This window comes from Clostridium sp. KNHs214, from assembly GCF_000744935.1.
Taxonomy (GTDB): Bacteria; Bacillota; Clostridia; order Clostridiales; family Clostridiaceae; genus Haloimpatiens.
Genome location: NZ_JQMW01000011.1, coordinates 1373107 through 1396431, shown reverse-complemented (window position 1 = coordinate 1396431; position 23325 = coordinate 1373107). Strand labels below are relative to the sequence as shown.

Annotated in this window: 22 protein-coding genes and 1 pseudogene; 6 read left to right on the top strand and 17 right to left on the bottom strand. The window is 29.3% G+C overall.

The window, feature by feature from the left end; translation table 11 throughout:
- Positions 1-333: 333 nt before the first annotated feature.
- Both CC89_RS15115 and CC89_RS15110 read right to left on the bottom strand, forming a co-directional pair.
- Entirely contained in the window at positions 334-1335 is a 1002-nt protein-coding gene (locus CC89_RS15115) for a Gfo/Idh/MocA family protein (RefSeq protein WP_035293691.1), read from the bottom strand.
- Positions 1336-1339: 4 nt separating this feature from the next.
- Positions 1340-2581, bottom strand: coding sequence for a metal-dependent hydrolase family protein (locus tag CC89_RS15110; RefSeq protein ID WP_035293394.1), 1242 nt, complete (start codon positions 2579-2581; stop codon positions 1340-1342).
- A gap of 333 nt (positions 2582-2914) precedes the next feature.
- Here CC89_RS15110 and CC89_RS15105 point away from each other — a divergent pair, with 333 nt between their 5' ends.
- Positions 2915-4300, top strand: a complete 1386-nt coding sequence (locus CC89_RS15105; protein WP_051931826.1) for a glycosyltransferase family protein — start codon at positions 2915-2917, stop codon at positions 4298-4300.
- Positions 4301-4430: 130 nt separating this feature from the next.
- Here CC89_RS15105 and CC89_RS15100 read toward each other — a convergent pair whose 3' ends face one another.
- Together CC89_RS15100 and CC89_RS15095 are read right to left on the bottom strand one after the other, a co-directional pair.
- Positions 4431-5543 carry an acyltransferase gene (locus CC89_RS15100; RefSeq protein ID WP_035293393.1) on the bottom strand — a complete coding sequence of 371 codons (1113 nt, stop codon included), beginning with the start codon at positions 5541-5543 and terminating at the stop codon, positions 4431-4433.
- 114 nt (positions 5544-5657) lie between these two features.
- Positions 5658-6104, bottom strand: coding sequence for a GNAT family N-acetyltransferase (locus CC89_RS15095; RefSeq protein ID WP_035293392.1), 447 nt, complete (start codon positions 6102-6104; stop codon positions 5658-5660).
- Positions 6105-6635: 531 nt separating this feature from the next.
- Between CC89_RS15095 and CC89_RS20640 the strand changes: the two genes are divergently transcribed.
- From CC89_RS20640 to CC89_RS20060, 3 genes and pseudogenes are all read left to right on the top strand, one after another.
- Entirely contained in the window at positions 6636-6779 is a 144-nt protein-coding gene (locus CC89_RS20640) for a hypothetical protein (RefSeq protein ID WP_185750769.1), read from the top strand.
- A gap of 795 nt (positions 6780-7574) precedes the next feature.
- On the top strand, positions 7575-8279 hold the full coding sequence (locus CC89_RS15090) for a M15 family metallopeptidase (protein WP_081897068.1): 705 nt from the start codon (positions 7575-7577) through the stop codon (positions 8277-8279).
- A gap of 6 nt (positions 8280-8285) precedes the next feature.
- Positions 8286-8450: pseudogene (locus CC89_RS20060) on the top strand (winged helix-turn-helix domain-containing protein); the annotation flags it as partial.
- A gap of 14 nt (positions 8451-8464) precedes the next feature.
- Here the strand turns inward: CC89_RS20060 and CC89_RS15085 are convergent.
- The 7 genes from CC89_RS15085 to CC89_RS15055 form a co-directional block, all read right to left on the bottom strand.
- A complete protein-coding gene (locus tag CC89_RS15085) occupies positions 8465-9370 on the bottom strand; it encodes a sensor histidine kinase (RefSeq protein WP_035293391.1) in 906 nt (301 codons plus the stop codon).
- A gap of 19 nt (positions 9371-9389) precedes the next feature.
- The gene (locus CC89_RS15080; protein ID WP_035293390.1) at positions 9390-10142 is read right to left on the bottom strand and encodes an ABC transporter permease; all 753 of its coding nucleotides are present in this window, start codon (positions 10140-10142) and stop codon (positions 9390-9392) included.
- Entirely contained in the window at positions 10135-11055 is a 921-nt protein-coding gene (locus tag CC89_RS15075; protein ID WP_035293686.1) for an ATP-binding cassette domain-containing protein, read from the bottom strand. Before CC89_RS15075 ends, CC89_RS15080 begins: the two co-directional genes overlap by 8 nt.
- 82 nt (positions 11056-11137) lie before the next feature.
- Positions 11138-11839, bottom strand: a complete 702-nt coding sequence (locus CC89_RS15070; protein ID WP_035293389.1) for a response regulator transcription factor — start codon at positions 11837-11839, stop codon at positions 11138-11140.
- A 399-nt stretch (positions 11840-12238) separates the two neighbouring features.
- A complete protein-coding gene (locus tag CC89_RS15065) occupies positions 12239-13228 on the bottom strand; it encodes a biotin--[acetyl-CoA-carboxylase] ligase (protein WP_035293388.1) in 990 nt (329 codons plus the stop codon).
- A 15-nt stretch (positions 13229-13243) separates the two neighbouring features.
- Complete coding sequence (gene dut, locus CC89_RS15060) at positions 13244-13675, bottom strand: dUTP diphosphatase (protein ID WP_035293387.1); 432 nt, start codon at positions 13673-13675, stop codon at positions 13244-13246.
- A 249-nt stretch (positions 13676-13924) separates the two neighbouring features.
- The gene (locus CC89_RS15055; RefSeq protein ID WP_051931822.1) at positions 13925-14605 is read right to left on the bottom strand and encodes a CPBP family intramembrane glutamic endopeptidase; all 681 of its coding nucleotides are present in this window, start codon (positions 14603-14605) and stop codon (positions 13925-13927) included.
- Positions 14606-14721: 116 nt separating this feature from the next.
- On the opposite strand from CC89_RS15055, the gene CC89_RS15050 reads away from it, so the two are divergent.
- On the top strand, positions 14722-15915 hold the full coding sequence (locus tag CC89_RS15050) for an MFS transporter (protein WP_035293386.1): 1194 nt from the start codon (positions 14722-14724) through the stop codon (positions 15913-15915).
- A gap of 272 nt (positions 15916-16187) precedes the next feature.
- Positions 16188-16559 carry a hypothetical protein gene (locus tag CC89_RS15045; protein ID WP_035293385.1) on the top strand — a complete coding sequence of 124 codons (372 nt, stop codon included), beginning with the start codon at positions 16188-16190 and terminating at the stop codon, positions 16557-16559.
- Between the two features lie 274 nt (positions 16560-16833).
- On the opposite strand, the gene CC89_RS15040 is transcribed toward CC89_RS15045, so the two are convergent.
- The 6 genes from CC89_RS15040 to CC89_RS15015 form a co-directional block, all read right to left on the bottom strand.
- Entirely contained in the window at positions 16834-17202 is a 369-nt protein-coding gene (locus tag CC89_RS15040) for a nucleotidyltransferase family protein (protein ID WP_035293384.1), read from the bottom strand.
- A gap of 388 nt (positions 17203-17590) precedes the next feature.
- The gene (locus CC89_RS15035; protein WP_286161362.1) at positions 17591-18247 is read right to left on the bottom strand and encodes an HD domain-containing protein; all 657 of its coding nucleotides are present in this window, start codon (positions 18245-18247) and stop codon (positions 17591-17593) included.
- A 147-nt stretch (positions 18248-18394) separates the two neighbouring features.
- Positions 18395-19348, bottom strand: a complete 954-nt coding sequence (locus CC89_RS15030) for a zinc-binding metallopeptidase family protein (RefSeq protein ID WP_035293382.1) — start codon at positions 19346-19348, stop codon at positions 18395-18397.
- Between the two features lie 319 nt (positions 19349-19667).
- Positions 19668-20666 carry a M42 family metallopeptidase gene (locus CC89_RS15025; protein ID WP_035293381.1) on the bottom strand — a complete coding sequence of 333 codons (999 nt, stop codon included), beginning with the start codon at positions 20664-20666 and terminating at the stop codon, positions 19668-19670.
- Positions 20657-21697 (bottom strand): M42 family metallopeptidase, encoded by a 1041-nt coding sequence (locus CC89_RS15020; protein ID WP_035293380.1) that lies wholly within the window; start codon positions 21695-21697, stop codon positions 20657-20659. Before CC89_RS15020 ends, CC89_RS15025 begins: the two co-directional genes overlap by 10 nt.
- 251 nt (positions 21698-21948) lie before the next feature.
- Positions 21949-23145, bottom strand: a complete 1197-nt coding sequence (locus CC89_RS15015) for a mechanosensitive ion channel family protein (RefSeq protein WP_286161361.1) — start codon at positions 23143-23145, stop codon at positions 21949-21951.
- Positions 23146-23325: the final 180 nt, after the last annotated feature.

Below are 23325 nucleotides of genomic sequence, written 5' to 3'. Positions count from 1 at the left end.
ATCTAATGTAACACTCCCTTTGTAACAAAACAGTATGTAGTTACATATAATCCTATGAACAATACTTTCTAAGTTTTAACTGAAATGAAATTCTACCTAAAGCCAAGAACTTCATTGCCTTAGGTCATGTATATTCTTTCTTAAATATTAGCTTTACAATAAGTTAATATCTTTCATTTTTTTAATCTGAAATTCACTACCATATAAGAATTGTACAGTATTTTCGGAAAAATTTCTATATTACTTAATATTTTTAACAAAAATGAACAAGTAATTTAATTAAAATAAAAGCACATCCATTCCTGTTAAAAATAGATGTGCTTTAACAAATAACTATTTCTTATTTTTATCTGCTGGGAAAACCAAACCAATTTTCTGTCTCACAGAATCCATTATCTCCATAACCCATTTAGAATTATTATAAGAATTAATATATGACTCAGTTTTATTTTCATTTATTAAATTTATAAAATGCTGTGCCTCATAATACATATCTTCTTTTATTTGAAGCTGCGTCAAGTCCTCTTCTGCTCCATTTTTAAATAGCATTTCCACCTTTTGGAAGTTATTCACTGTCTCAATTATTATACTACCATTTTCTCCTTGGATTTCTGATGGCACATACGAATTAGCAATTTTTGAATACATAATTACAGCATCCATATGATCATATTTAAATAATACGCTGCCTTCTCCATCTACTCCGGATTCTAACATTAAAGCATTAGCTTTTATTTCATTTGGCTTTCCAAACAAATTTACCATTGGATGAATACAATAGACTCCTATATCCATCAATGCTCCATTAGATAATTCAGGTTTAAATGCATTTAATACTATTCCCTCTTTATACTTATCATACCTGGATGAGTACTGACAGTAGTTTCCAAAGTATCTTCTTACTTTACCTATTCTATGTAGATTTTCCTTAATCACTTTAAAGTTAGGTAAATGAGTTGTTTTCATAGCTTCCATTAAAAGTACATTATTTTCTCTAGCAGTTTCTATCATTTCTTCAACTTCCATACTGTTAGATGCAAAAGCTTTTTCGCACAATACATGCTTTTTATTTTTTAGAAACAATACACTTTGTTCTTTATGGAGAGCATTAGGTGATGCAATATAAACAGCGTCTATTAAATTGCTCTTAGCCATGTCTTCTAAATTTGTAAACACATTGGTTACTCCATATTTCTCAGCAAAATTTCTTCCCTTTTCTTCATTTCTTGAATAAACTGATGTGAAACAAAAGTCTTCTAATTTTAATGCTCCATTTAAAAACCATTCTGTAATTTTGTTTGTACCTATAACACCAAACCTTATTTTTTTACTCACATTTTCATTCCTTTCTCTTAACAAATTTACCTTCCTTCATTATAACTTCCATTTTATCAGTAGCTACATCATGAATGTCCTTTAGTGGATTGCCATTAATTACTAAAAGGTCAGCAAATTTATCCTTTTCTAAAGTCCCTGTAATATCATTTATTCTAAGCATTTCAGCTCCATTTTTAGTAGCTGCCATAATTGTCTCCATCTCTGTTAGTCCCGATTTATTAAGTGTATACATCTCTGTGATAGCATATTTACCATAAGGAGTCAAGCTACTACAGAAAGAGTCAGAACCAACAGTAATTCTAATCCCTTTCTTATTTGCTTTCTGTAAATTGTCTATTATACGATTTAGCTCTTTTTCAGCAGTGGTTTTACCTGGATAATTATCATGAACTGGTCTGTATGGTGGCTCATACACGGTAAACCATTCATAAAAGAACTGTAGCGTTGGACAGAAGGTTATATCCTTTTCCTTCATTATTTCGAGGCACTCATCATTTAATTCTTGTCCATGTATTATTGCCGCAACCCCCGCCCTGCAGGAATTAAGTGCTCCCTCATACCCTTCAGCATGAGACCATACAGGTAATCCTACCATATTACACTCATCAACTACTGCTTGAATTTCTTCCATACAATAATGTGAATCAGCCTTTGCATCATGTCTCCAAATACCTCCACCAGTAGACCATATCTTAATGGCATCCGGATTTTCACGAATTCTTCTTCGCACTGCTTTTCTAAGATCCCAAGGTCCATCTACACGCTCAGCCCATGGATGAGAATCATTGTTATATTCTAATGGTAATTTGTGCGAGTCCCCATGACCTGCTGTTCTGCAAAAACCAAGTCCGGATGTAACCACACGAGGTCCTTCAATAATCCCCTCTTCAATCATGTTACGAATATGTATTCCTGAACGAGAAATTTCACCTACAGATGTTAATCCATGTTCAAGGGCTTCACGAGCTTGTGCCACTGCCACAATTGTCTTTTGTATAACAGGCTCAAGCACCCATTCTGTATCATCATCAGTTCTATTTCCACTAAAATGAAGGTGAGTGTCAATTAATCCAGGCATTATAGTTTTTCCTGTAATATCAACCTTTTCTAATTCTTCATCAATGTGCTTCATAACCCCAGCATATTGAATTTTTTTGTCCTCAACAATTACTAATGAGTTTTCTATAGGTTCTTTTCCAGTACCATCTATTAGTAATCCCCCTAGAAATGCAATTTTACTCATAGCTTTCCCCCCTAATATTTTATATATACTATTCTATATTTAACAATCTATAGTTTATGCTTTTTAGAAATCGTTATCAAGCTACCTATGACCTAAACAACTATAAAATTTAAATTTTAAATATATTTTTCTTCTAAACTCTTGGCTTTATAACTAATTTGCTCTGTCATATTTCACTCAATATTTTTATCATATTATACCAAATGGTTCAATTGTGCAAAATAGTTAGTGATGTTATAATTGTAACGATTAAATATTATTTAAGGGATACGTGTCCCTTTTTTATTAACGGTAATGTTATAGCTATTAAATATAAATTTTAGGGAGATAACTATGAAAACACTATTTGCTAGACATAAAAAGTTTCAACTTAATAAATTAGATAAAGTATATCTTTTTTCTATAACTATTATGGGCATATTAGCTCGTATTACTTTTATATTAAATGTACCTTGTAATCCTGTTTCTGATTTTAAAAAATATCAAATTATAGCTACAAATATTTTTATAGGTAATGGTCACTCCTATTTAGGAAAACCTACTGCTTTTCAGCCAATGGGCTATCCATATACCTTAGGTTATTTTTATAAACTGATGGGGTCTAATAATATATTCTTAGGCAAAATATTAAACCTTTTATTATCTTCTATAACTCTAATAATTATTTTACTTATACTACTTAAATTGTGTAAAAATATACTTTCAGTACATATAGCATATACAATAATAACTTTTATTCCAAACTATATTGCCTATAATAATGTTTTGGGTTCAGAAATACTAATAACATTTTTACTATCAGTAATAATCTACTTACAATTATGTAACTTTAATGTTATCATCCGATACATAACTATGGGAATTTTTATTGGATTTGCTGCCTTAACTAAACCTTTCTTTTTAGTGTACACCATAATGATTTCATTGATTTATTGGCTAAAAAACAAAAATAAAAAAGAAACTTTTAAGTTGTTTTTTATTACCACTATATTCATGCTTATAGTCGTGGCTCCTTGGACTTATAGAAACTACAAAAAATTCAATTTGATAATTCCCGTGTCTCACAATGGTGGCTATGTATTATTTATTAATAATAATAGTAACAACAAAAACGGCGCATGGATGTCTGTAGAAAATATAAACGTATCTAATGATTTAAAAAAAGATTTCTATACACATAATTTTAGCTATGGAGATAAATCTAAAAATGAAATAGATCAAATTATGTTAAATCCATCATTAGACAATTTATTTAAAAAAGAAGCAAAGAAATGGATATGGAATCATCCCCTTAGATTTTGTCAATTAGGCCTTCTTAGATTACGCAATACCTTTTTTCACGGTGCAGGAGACATATATCAATGGACAATGGCTAGTAACCAAACGACAAAATACTCAACTTTTTTAAAAACTAAATTTATCAATACTATTTTTAACGGATATGTTCATATACTAAATTTCTTTGGTTTTATTTTCGTTATATATAATATAAAAAAAATATTAGTTGGTTTATTTAAAAAAGGAACTAAAATTGATTATGTAACTTCTATACCATTTTTTAATATCGCATTCTTTATACTAATAGCTTTTGTTTTTGAGGGACAGCAACGATACAATTTTCCTATACTATTTCTATGTTCACTATGCATAGTCTCCTTCATAGAAAAACTTAATGTAGGCGATTCAACTTTAGCACATAAATTTCAAGCTCTACATTAGGCACATTCAAATAAATAAAGTAAATACAAGTATAGTTTTTAATTTTAGATTTAGAATGTAAAATTTAATATTGGGGTTGAATCTTCATTTATGGAATCCTATACACTGAAAATAAAAATGTAGATGTATCTTATATAGACACATCTACATTTTTATTTTTCTTGCTTACACTTTTTATACCAGTTATAAGTTCAGAATAAGGAATATAACTAATAAGCTTAACTAATAAAGGTGCTACTAATGATGTACTAACCCAAGTCAATAGTCCTATAACTAACCAATTCGTTAAATGAAAAGTTCCCATTAAAATTGAAGCAATACGTTGTATTACAGGCACATGAATTATATAACCAGCAAATGAGTACCTACCAATAAAATTAAATAAACTATAAATCCTAACTTTATTTGATAAATATAGTGATATTACATACCAAAACAAAATTGAGAAAACAAAATAAAGCAAACCTAGGCACCTATTATATTTAATTATTTTAATCTCGTTTAAATAAGCATATATAAGTAAACTTATATATATAAGGGTAACTGGAATTTTAATTTTTGAAATATTTTTCTTAAAGCTTTCATAATTCAATCCTATATATATACCAATTACAAAGTATAAATACCAAAATAAAGGAGATACATTTATAAATTTACGCTGAACCTTTGTAGGATTTGTAAATATAGTTTGTATACATTTATTAGAAATTACATTTTGATATTTAGAAATATAGTAATATCCTATAATTAATGTTAAAAAAGTTAGTACCCTTAATCCCATTTTTTTATTATGTATGTTATTTGCAATAAATAAAATAATAGGCAAATATAAATATATTCGCATTATCATTCCCATATACCATAAGTGATAGTATGCATTACCTGATAATATTTGTCCAAATAAGTTAGTAAAACCTTCGTACTTTCCATACCTAAATATAAATATTATAGACCAGATCATATATGGTAAAATTATTTTTTTAATTCTCTTTGTATAATATATTTTACAATCAAATTTTTCAGAATAGGATTTTAAAAGTGTTATTGCACTAATGCAAAAAAAAGCTGCCGCTGCAGGTTTAGCCATAGTGTAGACAAATTTAAATATTTTAAAATAAGAATAACTAATCCCTTTTATATTGGAATACCCGCCCATAGAATGTTGTTCTACTACAAAAATAAATGCAATAACCCTTAAAACATCTATTTCTTTTAACCTTTTACTTTTTCCTGACTCATACAAAAAAAACGCCTCCAATAAATTCAATATATGCCAACCTAAGAATTTTTATCCACTAGTATATTAGCATATATCTGAACTTATGTCAAAATAATACATTGAACACGTTTTTCTATATTAATTAGAACTGTATAACATCTCTACATGTGGAATATTATCCTCTAAATAAACCTCAGAAACTTCTTTAAAACCTAAACTTTTATAAAATTCCTTTAGGTATTCCTGAGCTGAAATTCTAATTGAATTCTCTCCTAAATTTTCTTCTATAAAATTTATTGCTTTTAGCATGCCTTTCCTTATTAAACCTTTATTCCGGTACTCTTTTTTAGTTAAAACCCTTCCTATAGAAATTTCCTTATAGGATATTCCTTTCTCTAAAATCCTTAAATAAGATACAATTTTACCCTTATGGCTATAGAACAAATGATATGAATGTTTATCTTTACCATCACAATCCTGATAAGCACATTTTTGTTCTACAACAAAAACTTCATTTCTTATTTGTAATATCTCATATATTTCTTCTATACTTAATTGGTTAAATCTTTTTATATTCCACTCCATTTAACTCTCCCTCTATTCTTCATTTTATTAATATATAGGTATGATTATCTCACAAAAATCATTATATTACCTGAATTATGAAATTTCTCCGAAATGACTTTCATGAGAAGTAAAGAAACTATTTAAATTTATTGTTCCGAGCTCTTATGCAAGTCATGGAGGAGAAATTTCATAATTCCACTGTATTGTACCTTATTGCGGGTTAATCATAGATATACTTTAAATAAATTATAGACAATAATTATTATGTCATCAATTAATTAATGTAAAAATTATAACTACCACTTAATAAAAGCTCCTGTGGATTTAAACTGTAGTTTTTTAGTATAATAGGTTTAAAGTATGTGTTTAGTATTTAAAACTATTATAAAAATTAGCCTACTTATAAATTAACGCATAAAAGGATATACTTTACATATACGTATACGTATTTGAAATCAGGTACTTATTTACTTGATTACATACTACTAATCTTTTTGTGGATTAAAAATTAGAATTTACAAATTGATAATATGATAAGGGGAGAAAACTATGAAAAAATTATTATATTCTTTGATTTTAGCTTTAACCATAATATGTTCAATAAATTTGTTTATGACATTAAAGTATAAAAAAAATAATTTAAATATAGAAAAAACTAACGATAAAATAGAGGTAACTAACAGTTACAAATAAGTTATAAAAAGTTATAATTCACTGAGGAGTTTTATAACTTTTAACTTAGAAAATTGTTGACAGCCTCCCATGTTCGTAAAGAGCATGGAGTGATGTATTATATACATCCAAAATCCTTTGAATTGCTGGAAACCCCTAAAGCTAACTAAACTACAACGCAAGGATGAAAAAGGCCTAAGCGTGATAGTTGCGAAAGCAGAAAAAATTAGTTAGATGGCATAAGGTTAAATCCTAAGTGCACCAATCTTATGGTTAAAAACCGTTAGGTTGCGATAATGGGCAATCAGCAGGTAAGCCTCGAAAAGGGGAAACTTCAACGACTATCCTGTGATGGGAGTACACTACAAGCTATTGGTAGTGGAAGTGGAGGACACCTTAGATTAATTGAGAATTAAGAATTGAAAATTGACAGTTGATAATTTTTAATTTAATTAAGGTGATGATATAGTCTACGCTTATATGAAAGTATGAGAAGTTCATGAGTTTTACAAGACTTTGAGAACTGCTTAGTATTAGCGATATTAGGTGAATATGCGTAAAACTTGTAAGAAGTTATAAATATATAATGCAATGACTAATTTTAATACATTGCCAATTAAAAAACTTACCACTTTATATTATTGGCGTATAAACCTAATAATATAGGGAATACTAATACTATAAAGGAAGGTGAGAATTAGCATAATATCACCTAAAAGATAATGCTAATGTGTACCCTGCGTTGTGGGGGAATTCAAGTCCTAGGAGAGTTACACAAACTAGAGTAGAATAATTAATTATTCAAAATAGAACTCTATGAACAGGAAATGTTATTTGGTAACAAATAACGCAAATAAAATTTATATATTTATAACTTTTTATAAGTTTTATGCAACGGTTCATCATACCAATAACACAAAAGATGTTAGCAGTAATCAAATAAATAAAAAAATAAATATTCTTTTAGTAAATGACAATAATAAATTAAGTAAATCATATATTCCCGAAAATCTTGTAACCCCAAAGGTAAAATTTATATCTTATGCAGATCCTAATGTAAAAAAATTAGATGCAGAAGCTGCAATATCTCTAGAGGAGTTATTTCTTTCTGCTTCAAGGGATAATATAAAATTACTCGCCGTATCGGGCTACAGAACTTATGAGTATCAAGATAGACTTTATAAAGATAAAAAAAATACCCGTTGTTCAACCAATAAAGACCGTGATAAATATGTCGCTAAACCTGGAGCCAGCGAGCATCAATCTGGTTTAGCTATGGATGTACTCTCAACTGAATATTCCTCATTAGATGAAGGCTTCACTAAAACAAAAGCTTATGCCTGGCTTAAAGAAAATTGTTATAAATATGGTTTCGTAATTCGATATCCTGAAGGAAAGGAAAACATTACTGGATATTATTTTGAACCTTGGCACATAAGGTACGTGGGTTTACCTGCCTCTAAGGAAATTATGGAATCAGACATTACTTTAGAGGAATATTTGATTCCCAGTGAAAAATAGGTGTAAAATATTGCCCTTACCAGAGATCAGCTCCTAGAAAAAGTATGAGGATTTGACTATGGTGGCGAAACAAGAACCGTAGATATCCATATTCAAAGACTTAGAGATAAGTTAAATTTAAAAGATAACATTAGAACTATATTTAAAATTGGTTACAGATTACAAGATTAACTTCATATTAGTAATTAATTTATGTTTTTCCACTTTATTGTTATACTAAATTTATTTTCTTTAAGCTCTGAAGAAATACTATTACCCATTTTCTCAACCAATGACTTTGTTATGGCAAGTCCAAGGCCTGTACTTTTTCCGCTTCTAGTTCGATCTTCAGTAAAAAATCTTTCAAATAAATGACTTGCATCTTCTTCGCTTAAGTATAAAGCATCATTAGTAATAGTTGTAACTATAACTTCTTTCTCTTGCTTTAACGATATGTGTACAAACTCCTTTGCATATTTCAATGCATTCTGAATTAAATTAGAAATTATTCTTCTTACTGCGTTTTCATCAGCAATAATTAATTTTGCCTTTTCATCTACTTGAACCTTAGGCTCTATACCTTTATTTACAAAGTCATAATAGAAAGCTGCCATGGTATCACACATTATGTTACATAAGTTCAGTGCCTTAAGCTCAAGTACATACTCATCAGATTGAAGCCTTGATAAATCATAGAATTCTGATATCAAAGTCTGTAAAGATTTTGTTCTATTTTTTATCACATCTATATATTGTTTCCTTTCACAATCAGATATATGTTCATCCTCCATAAGCTGCATATATCCCATTATGGATGTAAGGGGAGTCCGTAAATCATGAGAGATATTTGCTATTGCCTGCCTAAGCTCTAAATCCATTCTTTTATATTCTACTTTAACCTTTTGTTTTTCCTCTAAATTTTTATTTATTTGCAAAACCAAACTCTTTAAATGCTTATTGCACCAAGATAATTTTATCTTTGAATTAGTATTAGAATTATTTATCATGTGCAGTTGTTCATTTATATTTTTAATCTCTTTACAAAATAAAGTATAAAGGGTGGCAAAAATTATCACCAGTACCATAAGAAAAATTGTAATAATCCACTGCATGTTTTGTCACCCATCCTTTTTAACTAATTTCTTTATTTTTTAAATATACTAAACTTAAAGCGGTAAAAACTAATGTATAACCTATACCTACTAAAATTGCCCAACGTATATCTTCACTAGTAAGGCTAGGTTTAGCAAAGTTATTTAATTGAATTGTAATAAGAAAATCATAGACATATTTAAATTTATCCCAAACTACTTGTGAAAGTATAGAAATTATCCTTTTTAAAAATAAAAATATCATGGCATATGAAAAGCCTAGCATATTGCTACTTTTACATGTTAACCCCATAAAGTTTCCTATTGTTATGACCCCAATCCAAAGAGGCATGGCTATAAATAATTTTTTTATAACCTCTCCTAAAAGACTTATGGAAAAATTTGCTCCAACTCCAAATAAAGCTAGTCCACTTCCTAAAAATGTAATCAATATAATACTCCATGATAAAAAACAAAGTATTATTGATACTATAATTTTTGATAAAACCACTTTATTTCTTGAAACACCAAAACATACAATATTTTTCAAAGTATTATTTTTATTTTCTTCTGATATGACTATGTCAATAATCCCTACTGCTAAAAACACTGGTAAACTAAATAAATGAGGAACTATACTCAATAATTCAGTAAAATTAATAAAATTATAGCCCTCCTTTACTCCCATAATTATATTTAATGCCAGTGCTATAATAGCCACTCCTCCTGTATACACCCAAAAATACAATCTATTAAAATTTCTATAAAGCTCTGCTTTTATATAATTAAGCATGATATCCACCTCCAATTAAATTTATAAAATAGTTCTCTAATTTATCACCAACTACACTACAAGAGGATACCATTACTCCATTCTTTACAAGAGCCTGTACTACTATTTCAGGTTCATTTATATATTTGTACAGCCTTATTTCATTTTCATTTAAAACCTCGTAATCATTGCATTTTAAATTATTTTCAATTACAACAGTAGCCATTTCTTTATTTTTAACTCTAATTGATACACATTGCCTGCATTTTTCTTTTAATTCCTCTGCTCCTATTTGCTCTATAAGCTGTCCATTATGTATGAAACCATAAACCGTAGCAAGCTGAGAAAGTTCTTCCAATATGTGGCTAGATATTATTATGGTAGTATTTTTTTCCCTGTTAAGTTTTAATAAAATTTCTCTAAATTCTACAATACCCATAGGGTCAAGTCCATTTATAGGTTCATCTAGAATAAGCAAATCTGGGCTCGCCATTATACTAAGAGCTAAACCTAGCCTCTGTTTCATACCAAGGGAAAATTTCTTAAATTTCTTATTTCCTACATCATGAAGTCCTACAATTTTAAGAGCTTCATCTACACATTCTTTTTCTGCAATTCCCCTTTGAATTCTGTAATACTCTAAGTTTTTCTTTGCTGATAAATATGGAAAGAAACTTGGTGTTTCTATTATGCATCCAGTCCTCGTTCTAGCTTTATTTAATCCATTTTCAGAAGTTTCACCAAATAATTCCATATGCCCATCAGATTTTATTGCCGTTCCACTTATCATTTTAAGCAAAGTGGTTTTACCCGCTCCATTCTTACCAATAAGGCCATAAATATCTCCCTGTTTTACATCTATATTTACACTATTTACAGCAATATATTTGTGGTATCTTTTTGTAAGTTTATTAGTTTTAATAACTGTTTCCATAAATATTTCAACCTCCTTTTCTTTATAGCTACATATTAAAACATAATTTACAAGATAGCTTAAAGAAAGTCTTAAGAAAGTCTTAAGTTTTATCACTCATCTTAAAACCAATACCCCATACAGTATGAATATATTCTGTATTCTTATCAATTTTATATATTTTGGATCGAATGTTGCTTATATGAACATTAACTGTATTATCATCACCTATAAATTCGTCATTCCAAACATGCTGGAACAAATTGGCTTTTGTAAATACCTTATTAGGATAAGTCATAAGAAGCTCTAGTATGGAAAATTCCCTTGAAGTAAGGGATATGGCCTTGCCCTTAAGCGTAACTTTTATTTTCTCTTTGTCCAAAATTAAGTCTTTATAAGCTACTATATTTTTCTTTTCAATATTGTTAGAAAATATCATGTACCGTCTTAACTGAGCTTCAACTCTTGCCACCACTTCATTAATATCAAAAGGTTTTGATACAAAATCATCTGCACCAAGTTTTAATACTTCTATTTTAGTATCCTGCTGAAGCTTTGCAGATATAACTATAATAGGCATCGTCTTAACTCTTCTTATGTACGAAATAAGTTCCTCACCACTGACACCTGGTAACATCAAATCTAGCAATACCAGTTGAAAATCATACCTTTCAAGACACATTCTTCCCTCTGAACCTGAATAAGCGCCTGTTACCTTGTACCCTTCCTTAGTAAGTATTTTACACAAAAGATTATTTATATCCACGTCATCTTCCACAACCAATATACTTATATCATCATTCATGTCCCTATCACCACTTTATTTATAATATTATTAACTTAACCTTCGTACGTAACTTTCAAGATATTTATTTCATATGTACTTACCATCTTTATAACTAGATAAAAAAATAATTATACTTTTATATATGAATAAGTTAAATTATGATTAACCCACAATAAGGTAGAATGTAATGGAATTATGAAATTTCTCCTCCATGACTTGCATAAGAGCTCGGAACAATAAATTTAAATAGTTCCTTCGCTTCTTATGCAAGTCATTCCAGAGAAATTTCATAATTCAAGCAGTGTAATACTTATTGTGGGTTAATCAAATTATTAATTATTTCTAAATTACGTTTCACATTAATATTACCATAATTTATCGTATTTTAAACAAAAAAATATGGGCTGTAGACTAAATTTAGTCCACATACCCATATATTCCTCTAATAGATACTTCCCCTGAAATAATTTTTTCTTCTTTTTCATCTTCATGACTTACAACTAATCTACCTTCTTCATCTATGGTTATTGCTTTAGCTTTTCTCACTTCATTTCTTCCTATAATCTGAATTTCTTTCCCTAATAATATAGACTTTTCCCTACATATAGCTAAAAACTTCTCTATATCTCCCTCTTTTACAAAGCTTTCATAAAGATTTTCAAAATTATTGAGTATTTTCCCTACTAGGGCTTTTCTATTAATACTCTTACTTTTTTCTATCTTTAAAGAAGTAGCTATGTCTCTAAGCTCCTTTGGGAAATCCTTTTCTTCTAGATTCACATTTATACCCATGCCTAATGTTACATAGTTTATCTTGTCCAGTTCTCCGCTCATTTCTGTCAAAATTCCACAAACCTTTTTACCTTCTACAACTATGTCATTAGGCCATTTTATATAACCTTCTATTCCCATTTCCTCTATGGCCTTAACTGCTGCTGCCGCTGCTACTTGAGTAACCATACAAACTTTAATTGGATCTATATCTGGTCTTAAAATTATGGACATCCATATACCCTTATTCTTAGGTGAGATCCAATTTCTACCTAGTCTACCTTTACCTTGGGTTTGCTCTTCGGATATGATAACAGTCCCCTCTGGCTGCCCCTCTACTGCTAACTCCTTAGCTTTTGTATTTGTAGAATCTATAGTCTCAAAATGTACTATATTTCTTCCCATATATTTTGTATGTAAGTATTCATCTATTTCCTCTCTCGTGAGACTATCTGGAGACTCTATTATTCTATATCCTTTTCTAGACACAGACTCTATTTTATATCCTTCTTCTTTTAAACTGTTTATGTACTTCCAAACTGCTGCACGAGTTACTCCAAATTTCCTGCTTATATCTTCTCCAGAGAGAAATTCCTGCCCTGAGTTTTTTAAAAGATGAAGAATTTCTTCCTTCATTTAATCACCTTCCTTCTATACTCCTGTAGAACCAAATCCACCCTTACCTCTTTCAGATGAAGCTAGCTCCGAAGTTTCCTCTACCTCTACCAAAAATACAGGTTTAATAATCATTTGAGCTATTTTTATACCTTTTTCAACCTTAAAAGAATTTTTTCCATGATTTATTAATATTACTCCAATTTCTCCTCTATAACCTTCATCTATGGTACCTGGAGTATTTAGAACTGTTATACTGTTTTTAAGTGCAAGACCACTTCTAGGTCTTATTTGAGCTTCTGTGTTCTTTGGTAATTCTATGCTTATGCCCGTATGTACAAGCTTTGTTTCACCAGGTAATATCTCTGTTTCATCTACTGAAAATAAATCTAATCCCGCATCTCCTTCATGAGCATACTCCGGCATTTTTGCATCTTTATCTATTAGTTTAACCTTTAATTTATACATAATATCTTCCTTTCTCTATTTAATAGGCACGTATCTTTATTCTTTTATTACTTTGATTATATATAATTATTTATGCAGCTCTCGCAATTATAAAATCACAATTAAAAATTAATGTTAAAACTCCTTTAGGAATTTTAATAAAATGCAAATTGAAGAAATTCATATAGAATTTCAACCTTCATTTTAATTTTACATTCTGAATTTAAAATTAAAAATTATAACTTTATCAAAATTCTGTGCCAAAGTTAATTATATTATACCAAACATCCTCATTCCAATTAACATTATAGCTGCGTCTGCTAAAATATGAACTATCCATGAGTTAAAAAAATTCTTAGATTTTGTATCTATATAATCAAATACAAATCCTATTGTAATTAACCCAAATAACGCTAATAGTATTAATTTTATATCAAACCAAGTTTTAAAAATAGCCATGTGGTACAAAGCAAAAAACAATGATGAAAAAACATATGCAGTTTTCTTATGGTTAATTTCATATAAATTCAAAAATATAAATCCTCTAAAAAAGAATTCTTCCAAAAATGAATTTCCAAAGGTTATGTAGGCCGCCACAAATAAAAAATTAACCGGTGTCACCTTAGATTTGTTTTGTAATTCCTGAGAAATGCTCTGTAGATTAATCACATCTTTTAATATAAAATAAGTAACTAAAATTACTATAAAGCTTATGCTCCCTAATATAATACCTATTTTAATATTGTTTTTATTTGTCTCTTTACATCTTAAAGAAGTGATTATATTTGATTTCTTATATAGTCTTATGTAAATATATGGTATAATAGTAAACACTACTATTTTTGCAATTGTCTTGGTTAAATAATCTACCTTCATTACCTGCTCTACATAGTACATGAAAAAACAGGCTATTACGGAACTTATGAGTATGTATTTATATTTTTTAGCCATAATATACTCCTCCCTAATTATATTATATCATACAATTTTTTTAAAATATAGACTACAATTATACAAAATTTACCTATATAATTATAAACATGTTACTATTTAGGAGGGGGATTTTTATGTTTAAAAAGATATTGCATAATAAAAACTTTCTACTCTTAACTACAGGCTCCTTTATCTCGTCTATAGGAGATTATTTGTACAACATTGGAATAACAATTTATCTTTATAACGCCACAAAATCTATAGGTTCTATAGCACTTATGTGGCTTTCTAGAGGGGCTTTAAGAATTCCAGTACAATATCTATCCGGTATAATTGCAGATAAATGCAATAAGAAGAGAGTCATAGTACTTACTAACTTAATTAGCGCACCCATTGCTTTACTTTTTATATTTGTTAGCAGCAAAAAACTATGGCTTGTTTATCTCTTAGCTTTTCTTTTACAGTCACTTAATGATATGGATATGTGCTCTGAAAATGCTATTCTTCCAAAGCTTGTTTCAAAAGATCATTTATCTTACTGCAATTCAATATTTTCATTTTTAGAATCTATAAGTATATTTTTATCGCCTGCTATAGGAGGACTTATTTACAAATTTATAGGAACGGACTTTTTGTTTATAATAAATTCCTTAACCTTTTTAATATCTGGTGTAACTTTTTTATTTATAAAATATAATCATGAAAATGAAAAAATTTACTCTGAAAAACTAGGTATTTTCAAAAGTGGCCTAGAAGGTTATAAAATTTTATGTAATTATTCCATAGTTAAAGGTATGTTCTTAATTTCCTGTCTTTATGGACTAATGGGTAGATTTTACGAAATATTCAAAGTAGCTGTGTCCGACACACTTTTAAATATGAATGCTGAAGGAATTATATATTTCGACTATGCACTGGCCATTGGTGGACTTTTAACGCCACTTTTTATGAAGCTATTGCATAAACATAAAGATTTTAATATATATGTAAAGACTTCTTTATGTATAAGTCTTGCATATATTGTATTTGGTTTTTCTAAAAACTCTATACTTACTTTAATTATCCTAGCAATATTAGGGCTAACTTGGAGCATACAAGGTGTCTATTCCAAAACTATAATACAGAAAAATATCCCAGCTGAATACTTAGGCAGAGTGTTTTCTTTCTATAAAATAATCCTAACGTTCTTTGCCATAATAGGCATACTAATATCCACCCCCATGTACAATATTATTGGCATTGGTATGTCATTTTTAGTATGCAGCATTCTTTCAATTTTATTGTGTGTATTTTTTACTGTTAACTCTAAGGCACATTCAAATAAATAGTAAGTCAGTATACTAGTCTATTTTGCGTCATACTTCGTCAGCAGAACCCGCCGATAGTTCTTAGCGGCGCATTCTGCTCCCTTGTCTGACACAAAATATACCAGAATCTTTCACTTGTTATTTTTTTTCATGTACCTAAAAGATATTCATAATTTCAGAAAAGCATTCCACCACCTAATAATAGTTTGAATATTGCGATAACTATTAAACTATGATAAACTGTAAAAGATATGTATTTTTGTAATGCTATACAACCGTATGGAGGTGGTTTTTTGAGCAAATTATTACGAAAATGCCTACTCCCTAGTATTATAGCCACTATTTTGATATTTTTTATGTACGAGTGGCTTTTTAAAAAAATTGAATTATCTATTATGGTCTGGTTATTTATTTTTATAGGTGTTTTTGCTTATATGTACTTAGCTGAATTTTATATTTCCAAAGAGGCAAATATATTAAAAAGAATCTTATTTATAGGATTAAATAATTTAATACTACTCATAACCGTATGCATGCTTCATAAAAAGTATGCTTTTTATGAAATATTAGATACCTCTAAATTTTTCATAATGGTATTTACATTTGAAACAGTGCATATTCTTTTAGAGAAAAAAAGAAAGAATAAGAAATATATTTATACCTAAAAATCGTTTTGATTATTTTATATCTGTGAACTACCTCCGAGACAAGCAACGGAGGTTTTCCGAATTTTCTATAAAATAAAGTAGTTTTATACTTTATTTATGCTTACATATCTGCCCTAAAACTTTCCCTTAATTCACCAAAATATTTTAAATTAGTTTTTAAACTTTCAAAAAACTCTTCATCTGTGGGCATTTTATATCTATGTGCTAATCTATTTCGTAATCTTCTAGATACGGTGTAAAATCTCCCACTAATTTTAAAATTCTATCCCTATTAATCAAACAAATCACGCTCCCTCAAACGAATGAAATCACTGTTCTCTCTAAAAAAGTTTTCAATAAAACTATAAAATTTCTCATAAGCATCGTTTCTACTATAAATAACCATAGCTTCATTTGCAATATTTTTTAATAATATTCTATTTGTATCCTTTGTTATCTTTACTAAATCCACTTCACAGTTTAATTTATTTTTTAAATCTTCTTCAAGCTCTAATTCCTCTTCTAATGTTAAATTTCCTATTACAAATATGTCATAATCCGAATATTCGTTGTAATCCCCTCGTGCCCTACTACCAAATATTCCGACAACGTCTACATTATATTTAGTTACTTCTTTTTCTATTATAATTTTTTCATTCATTTAACTCACCAACTTTCTAAAAATATTTTTCTATATTTATACCAATTATTCCTTTAGTAAACAACTAAAATTATGTTATATATAAAATTCTACCCTGGTGCGTCTATTAAATACATTAACCAATACCCGAAGGCATAAAACCAATATATGTATAATACATATATTATATCAAATTACTCTTGTAATAGTGATATTCATATTTAAATTCACATATTTTTCAATAATATCTTTATATACATTTAGAATTTGTAACAACAAAATTATTACTTAAAAATACTATAAATATGAAAATTCTTAGTTTTAAAAAAGTATGGGCACTTAATTTACCCATACTTTTTATTTTTAATATTAAATTTTTAATTTTAGATGCTACACTAATAATGAAAATCTAAAATTTAAATGTATTCTCCACAACTCCAGGTAATACGGAATATACGGATTTACCCATAAGATTTTCAAAGTGATCTTTTATGCTAAAAATAGCCTTCCACTTTGGAATTATATAATCATTTAAGCCATGACGAAGTGCCACATCTATAAGCCTTTTTTCCATAAGACAACATCCGTCTGGCAACGCTAAGGCATCACAGAATTGAATTAGCTTGTCATAATCGTGAAACTCTTGCTTCTCCACATAATCCTTTACAAACTCATATTCTTCATTAGAGCAATCCCATTCGCCAAATACAGACCTCATATCTTGATATGGAAATGAATGCGTAATACATATTCTAGCAGGAAGCTCATATCCTTTTTCCTTTAAGAATTTATACCCATCTATGCTGTGTCTCATACTAGTTACCCCATATCTCCTGCCTATATCATGAAGCAGCCCACATACTAAAGCAACTTCTTCATCTAAATTTTCACAGCTTTTAGCTATTGCCTTAGCAGCTTTACCCACATTAATAGAATGTTCAAACCAAGGCCCTGGATTTAATTTATTGGCCTCCTCTAAAAGTACCATAGCTTCTTTTTCCGTAGGTATCTTGCCAAAATCTACATTTTTCATTGTCAATTCCCCAATCTTATATTTTTTATCCATAATTTTAAATTATTTATTGTCCGCTATTGATTTGGGATTGTTAATTTATAATTATCAATTTATAATTTTGAACTTTAAATTATAAATTTTATACCTCATCTTTAATTTTCAATGTCAATTTGGATTTTAAATCCTGATCTTAAATTCTTAGTTTAGTATTCCACTTATTACTTTTATAGTATCTTCAATATCCTTAACATCCATAACTTCTGATGAAGAATACTTATATCTTAAAGGTATTGATAAAACTCCTGTTCTTATGCCGCCAACTTCTTTGTGTATTTTTCCTCCGTCAGTATTTTCTCTAGTAATTCCGTATTGAACTTTCACAGAAGCTTTTTCTGCTGATTCATCTAGTAAAGCTTTAACTCCAGCATCTATTATTAAGCTGGCATCCATTATACTTATTACAGGTCCATGTGAAAGCTTAATTCTTCCATCTTCACCTTTAACATCATCAGCCTTTATACAATCTAGGACTACACAATAATCTGGCTCTATAGCATAAGCTGCTGCTCTTGCTCCTCTTCCCTCTAATTCCTTTTGAGTAGAAAATACAAAATAGTATTCCTTGTTTAAATTTTTAGCTGCTTTTATAGCCTCAAGAAGTGCATAGCATCCTACTCTATGAAGATTTGGTCCAGTAACTTTTCCATTTATCTCTGTTACATGACCTGTAAAGCAGGCTACCTCTCCCTCTTTTACCCCTTTTAGCGTTTCTTCTCTACTACTTGTAAATACATCTACATATATATCTCTTTCTTCAGGTTTTTCCTTAGAAGCACATAATCTTCCCTTTGCTCCACTTTGGAATGTAATCATTCTTCCTAGTGAGTTTTTATAATCTGTATCTCCTACAGTACCCACTCTTACAAATCCATCATCTTCTACAAAAGTAGTCATAAATCCAGCTACATCCATATGTGTACATATCATAACTTTTTCTGATCCTTGTCCCATTTTTACAATTAAGTTTCCTATCTTATCTTCTTTCATTTCACAATTTACATCTTTAAGTTCTTCTTTTATTATCTCTTTTACTTCCTCTTCCTGTGCTGCAACACCAAAAGCACCTATTAATTTATTTAAAAGTTTTTCCATATATTTTATTTAGCAAGAGGTCTATCACATCTCCTACTAAAAATTCACTTCCTTTCCCTATATTCTTGGATTTCTCAACATTCCTTAACTCATTCATATTTTTAGCTTATTAATATTCACTGACTTCTTCATGTTTATTAAATTTCTATATAATTCATAAATCACTAGTCACCATTTATAGATGTATTACTTAAATCTTTGTCATGGACAGCAATAATAAAATAGGTATAACTTAAACACTTTGTCATAAATATCAATAATATAATAGATATAACTTATCCACAATATAAAATATTTTTCTGCATTTATCCACAAATTATTATAAAGTTTTTAGATATTCCTCCATTAACTTTACTGTATTTTCGTAATCATCTAAGCTTGCTACGGATACAGAAGAGTGAATATATCTACAAGGCACTGACACTGTAGCAACCTTTGCTCCGTCTCCTACAGTATGGATAGCACCTGCATCATTACCTCCAGCTATAGCTCTTCTTCTTTGATGATTTATGCCTTTTTCCTCAGCAACTTTTATAATGGCATCAGTTATTTCATTATTGAATATACTAGTCCTATCCATTATTGAAATAGCAGGACCTTTTCCTATTTCTGTAGCCATTAAATACTTTGGAACTCCTGACATATCCGCACAAATAGTTCCCTCTAAGGCTATACCTATATCCGGCTGAATATTGTAAGCTGAAACATATGCTCCTCTATCTCCAACCTCTTCTTGAACATTAAATACTCCATAAAGGTCACAATTATAATTTTCCTTTAATATTTCTATAAGCACTGCACAGCCCATTCTATCGTCAAAGGCTCTTCCCTTTACAAGTCCTTCACCAAATTTTGAAAACTTAGTATCAAATATAGCATACTCTCCTAGCTTTACTACTTTTTTAGTTTCTTCCTTGGAATTTGAACCTATATCTATGCAACACTTGTCATAAGGCACTGGCTTTTTTCTTTCATCCTTATCTTGAAGATGTATTGGCTTAAGACCTATAACTCCTGGAAGCTTTTTATCTCCTATAAGTACCACTTTAGAAGGTATTATCTTAGGATTTATTCCGCCAAGAGCTCCAAATCTTAAAGTTCCATCATCATTATATCCAGTTATTATAAAACCTACTTCGTCCATGTGAGCGTCTACTACAACTTTAGGTCCATTTCCTTTTTTATGCGCAATTATGTTTCCCATATTATCAACTTTTACATCATCTACATAATTTTTTATTTCTTCTTTAATAATATTTCTAACTTCTCCTTCATAACCTGAAGGTCCTACTGCATTACACAATTTTTCTAGAAGCATAGCAAGCCCTCCACTTCTTCCTCTTTTATTTCCTCTATAAACTTAGCTATTAGCTTTCCTGTATTTTTAATGTCTTCCATATTAGCTACCTCCACTGAAGTATGCATGTACTTTTCTGGAATAGATATTAAAAGTGTAGGTATTCCCCCTCTAGTTACTTGGATGTCCCAAGCATCTGTACCTGTGCTACCTGGCTCTACTTCTACACTATATGATATTTTATATTTATCAGCTGTATCCATTATTCTCTGTCTAAACTTAGGATGAATGTTAGGTCCTATACATATGCAAGGGCCATCTCCTAAGGTTCCTTCCTTTTCCTTAATTCCCATAGGTCCATTATCAAAAGTTACATCAATAGCTATAGCCATGTCTGGGTGTATATCGTAGCTGGACATCTTAGCCCCCCTATGGCCTACCTCTTCTTGGCAGGAGCATACGAAGTAAACATCTAAATCATGATTTACATTAGAAAGTTCTTTAGCGCAAGAATACATAGCTACAATAGCAGCTCTATCATCTATAGCCTTGCAGCTTACATTATTATTTAAAAGCTCATAAAAATCTCTTTTTAAAGTTACGAAATCACCTGTTTTAACAATTTTCTTTAATTCTTCAGTAGAATATCCTGTATCAATAAGAAGCTTATCTGCCTCCACTGCATTTACTCTTTCTTCTTCATTCATAAGATGAGGTGGCTTTATGCCTATAACGCCCTCTATAGTTTCCTTACCATGAATTATAACTTCTTGAGAAACCAAAGTCTTTGCATCTATTCCTAATGGTTTAAATTTCAAAAATCCTCTTTCACATATCTCTGTTATATTTAAAAATACTTCATCCGCATGTCCCATAAGCATAATGCTTTTATTGCCTTTACCTTTTTTATGTACATAAAGGTTATTTAAATTGCCTTCCTTTATCTCTCCATATTCCTTGAAGGCTTCTTTTATCTCTCCGTGAATCCAATTTTCTCTTCCACTTGGCCCATGAGAAGTACAAAGGTTCCTCAGTAAATCTATTTCCCTCATAATTAAACCTCCTTCTTTCGTCTGTAATTTATATATTTTATATTTGTAAAAAACCTTACTTTTCATATTTCTACACTTCATTCCTATTTCCTTTATTAATTTAGGAAAGGTTTACGGCTTTAGTAAAAATAAGGTGATGCTTTAATAAAAACAAAGTCGTGTATTAATATAAGTAAATTTCCCTTATATCAATACACGACTTTAATTTATACCAATATTAAATGTACAGAATTAACTCCATATAAATGATGCTATTCCATTCTATCTTTAGTCTCATCTTTAACTTTATCCTCTATATACACACTAGTACTAGGGAAAGCAATGGAAACACCATTTTTTTCTAATATACTCATTATTTTAAAATTTATGTCCTCTTTTATTTGCAAAAACCTAGCTAACTCAGGTGTATTTATATAGAAATTTAAAAATATATCTAAACTGCTAGGTGAGAATTTATCGAAATTTACTATCATAGATTCTTTATTTACCCAAGCATTGTCTTTTAACATATTTCTTATTTCATCTACAGATTTTTTGATTTTTTCCACTGGAGTATCATAAGTTATTCCAACGTTAAAATTAACTCTTCTCTTTACTCTTCTGTTCCAATTAGTTATAGGCTGATTAGCTAGAGTAGAGTTCGGAACCACAACCAATCCCTGTTCAAAAGTTCTTACCCTTGTGCTTCTAAAGGATATATCCTCTACAATACCTTCTACACTAGGAGTATATATCCAATCCCCTATATTAAATGGCTTATCCATAAGTATCACTATGCCTCCAAATATATTAGCTGCAGCATCTTTAGCTGCCAGTGCAAAGGCTAAACCTCCAAGTCCCAGTCCTGCGATAAATCCTTGTATATCATAACCCCATTTTTCTATAACCATTATAGTTGCAAAAGCAACAATTAAAAACCTAACTATTTTAGCCATAAACGGAAATAATATTTTATCCAAATTAAGATCAAACTTTTCTCCCATTTTATCAAATAATATTGATGAGCCTAAGGTTAAATTATATAGTCCCCAAGCTACAATTATAATTATTGATGAGCTAAAAAGTTTTTGCATAAAAGGCGAAACTGCATATCTACTTCCTAATAAGTTAATTCTCAAATAATATATAGAAGAATAAATGCCCAAAACTAGGAAGAACATACTTAAAGGTTTTTGAAATGCTGTAAATATTTTAGAATTTAATTCTGCCTTTTTTTTGCTAAATATTTTAAGCATTAAATTTAGTAAATGCTTAGAAAATATCTTCCGTAGAGCCATAAAAAACAAAAATATTATAAAAGCTATGCCTATTATTTTTAAAGTATCATAAGAAAAATACTTACCAAGTCCCTGAAATTTTTGAATAAATACATTTATAGATAAAATAGACTCCAAATCCATCACTTCCTTTTCATTAAAGTATACTAAAATTCGCTTAAGTATCTGCACATTAAATATAATTAACAATACTTTTTTAAAATCAATTTACTATTTTTAATTAATACTATTATCTAATTATATTTGAATTATATTTTAACACATATGTTTATATTTTTTAATATACTATTTTAAAATACTGATGATACAAAAACACACCCTTAAATAAGAGTGTGTTTTCACGTGTTTTAA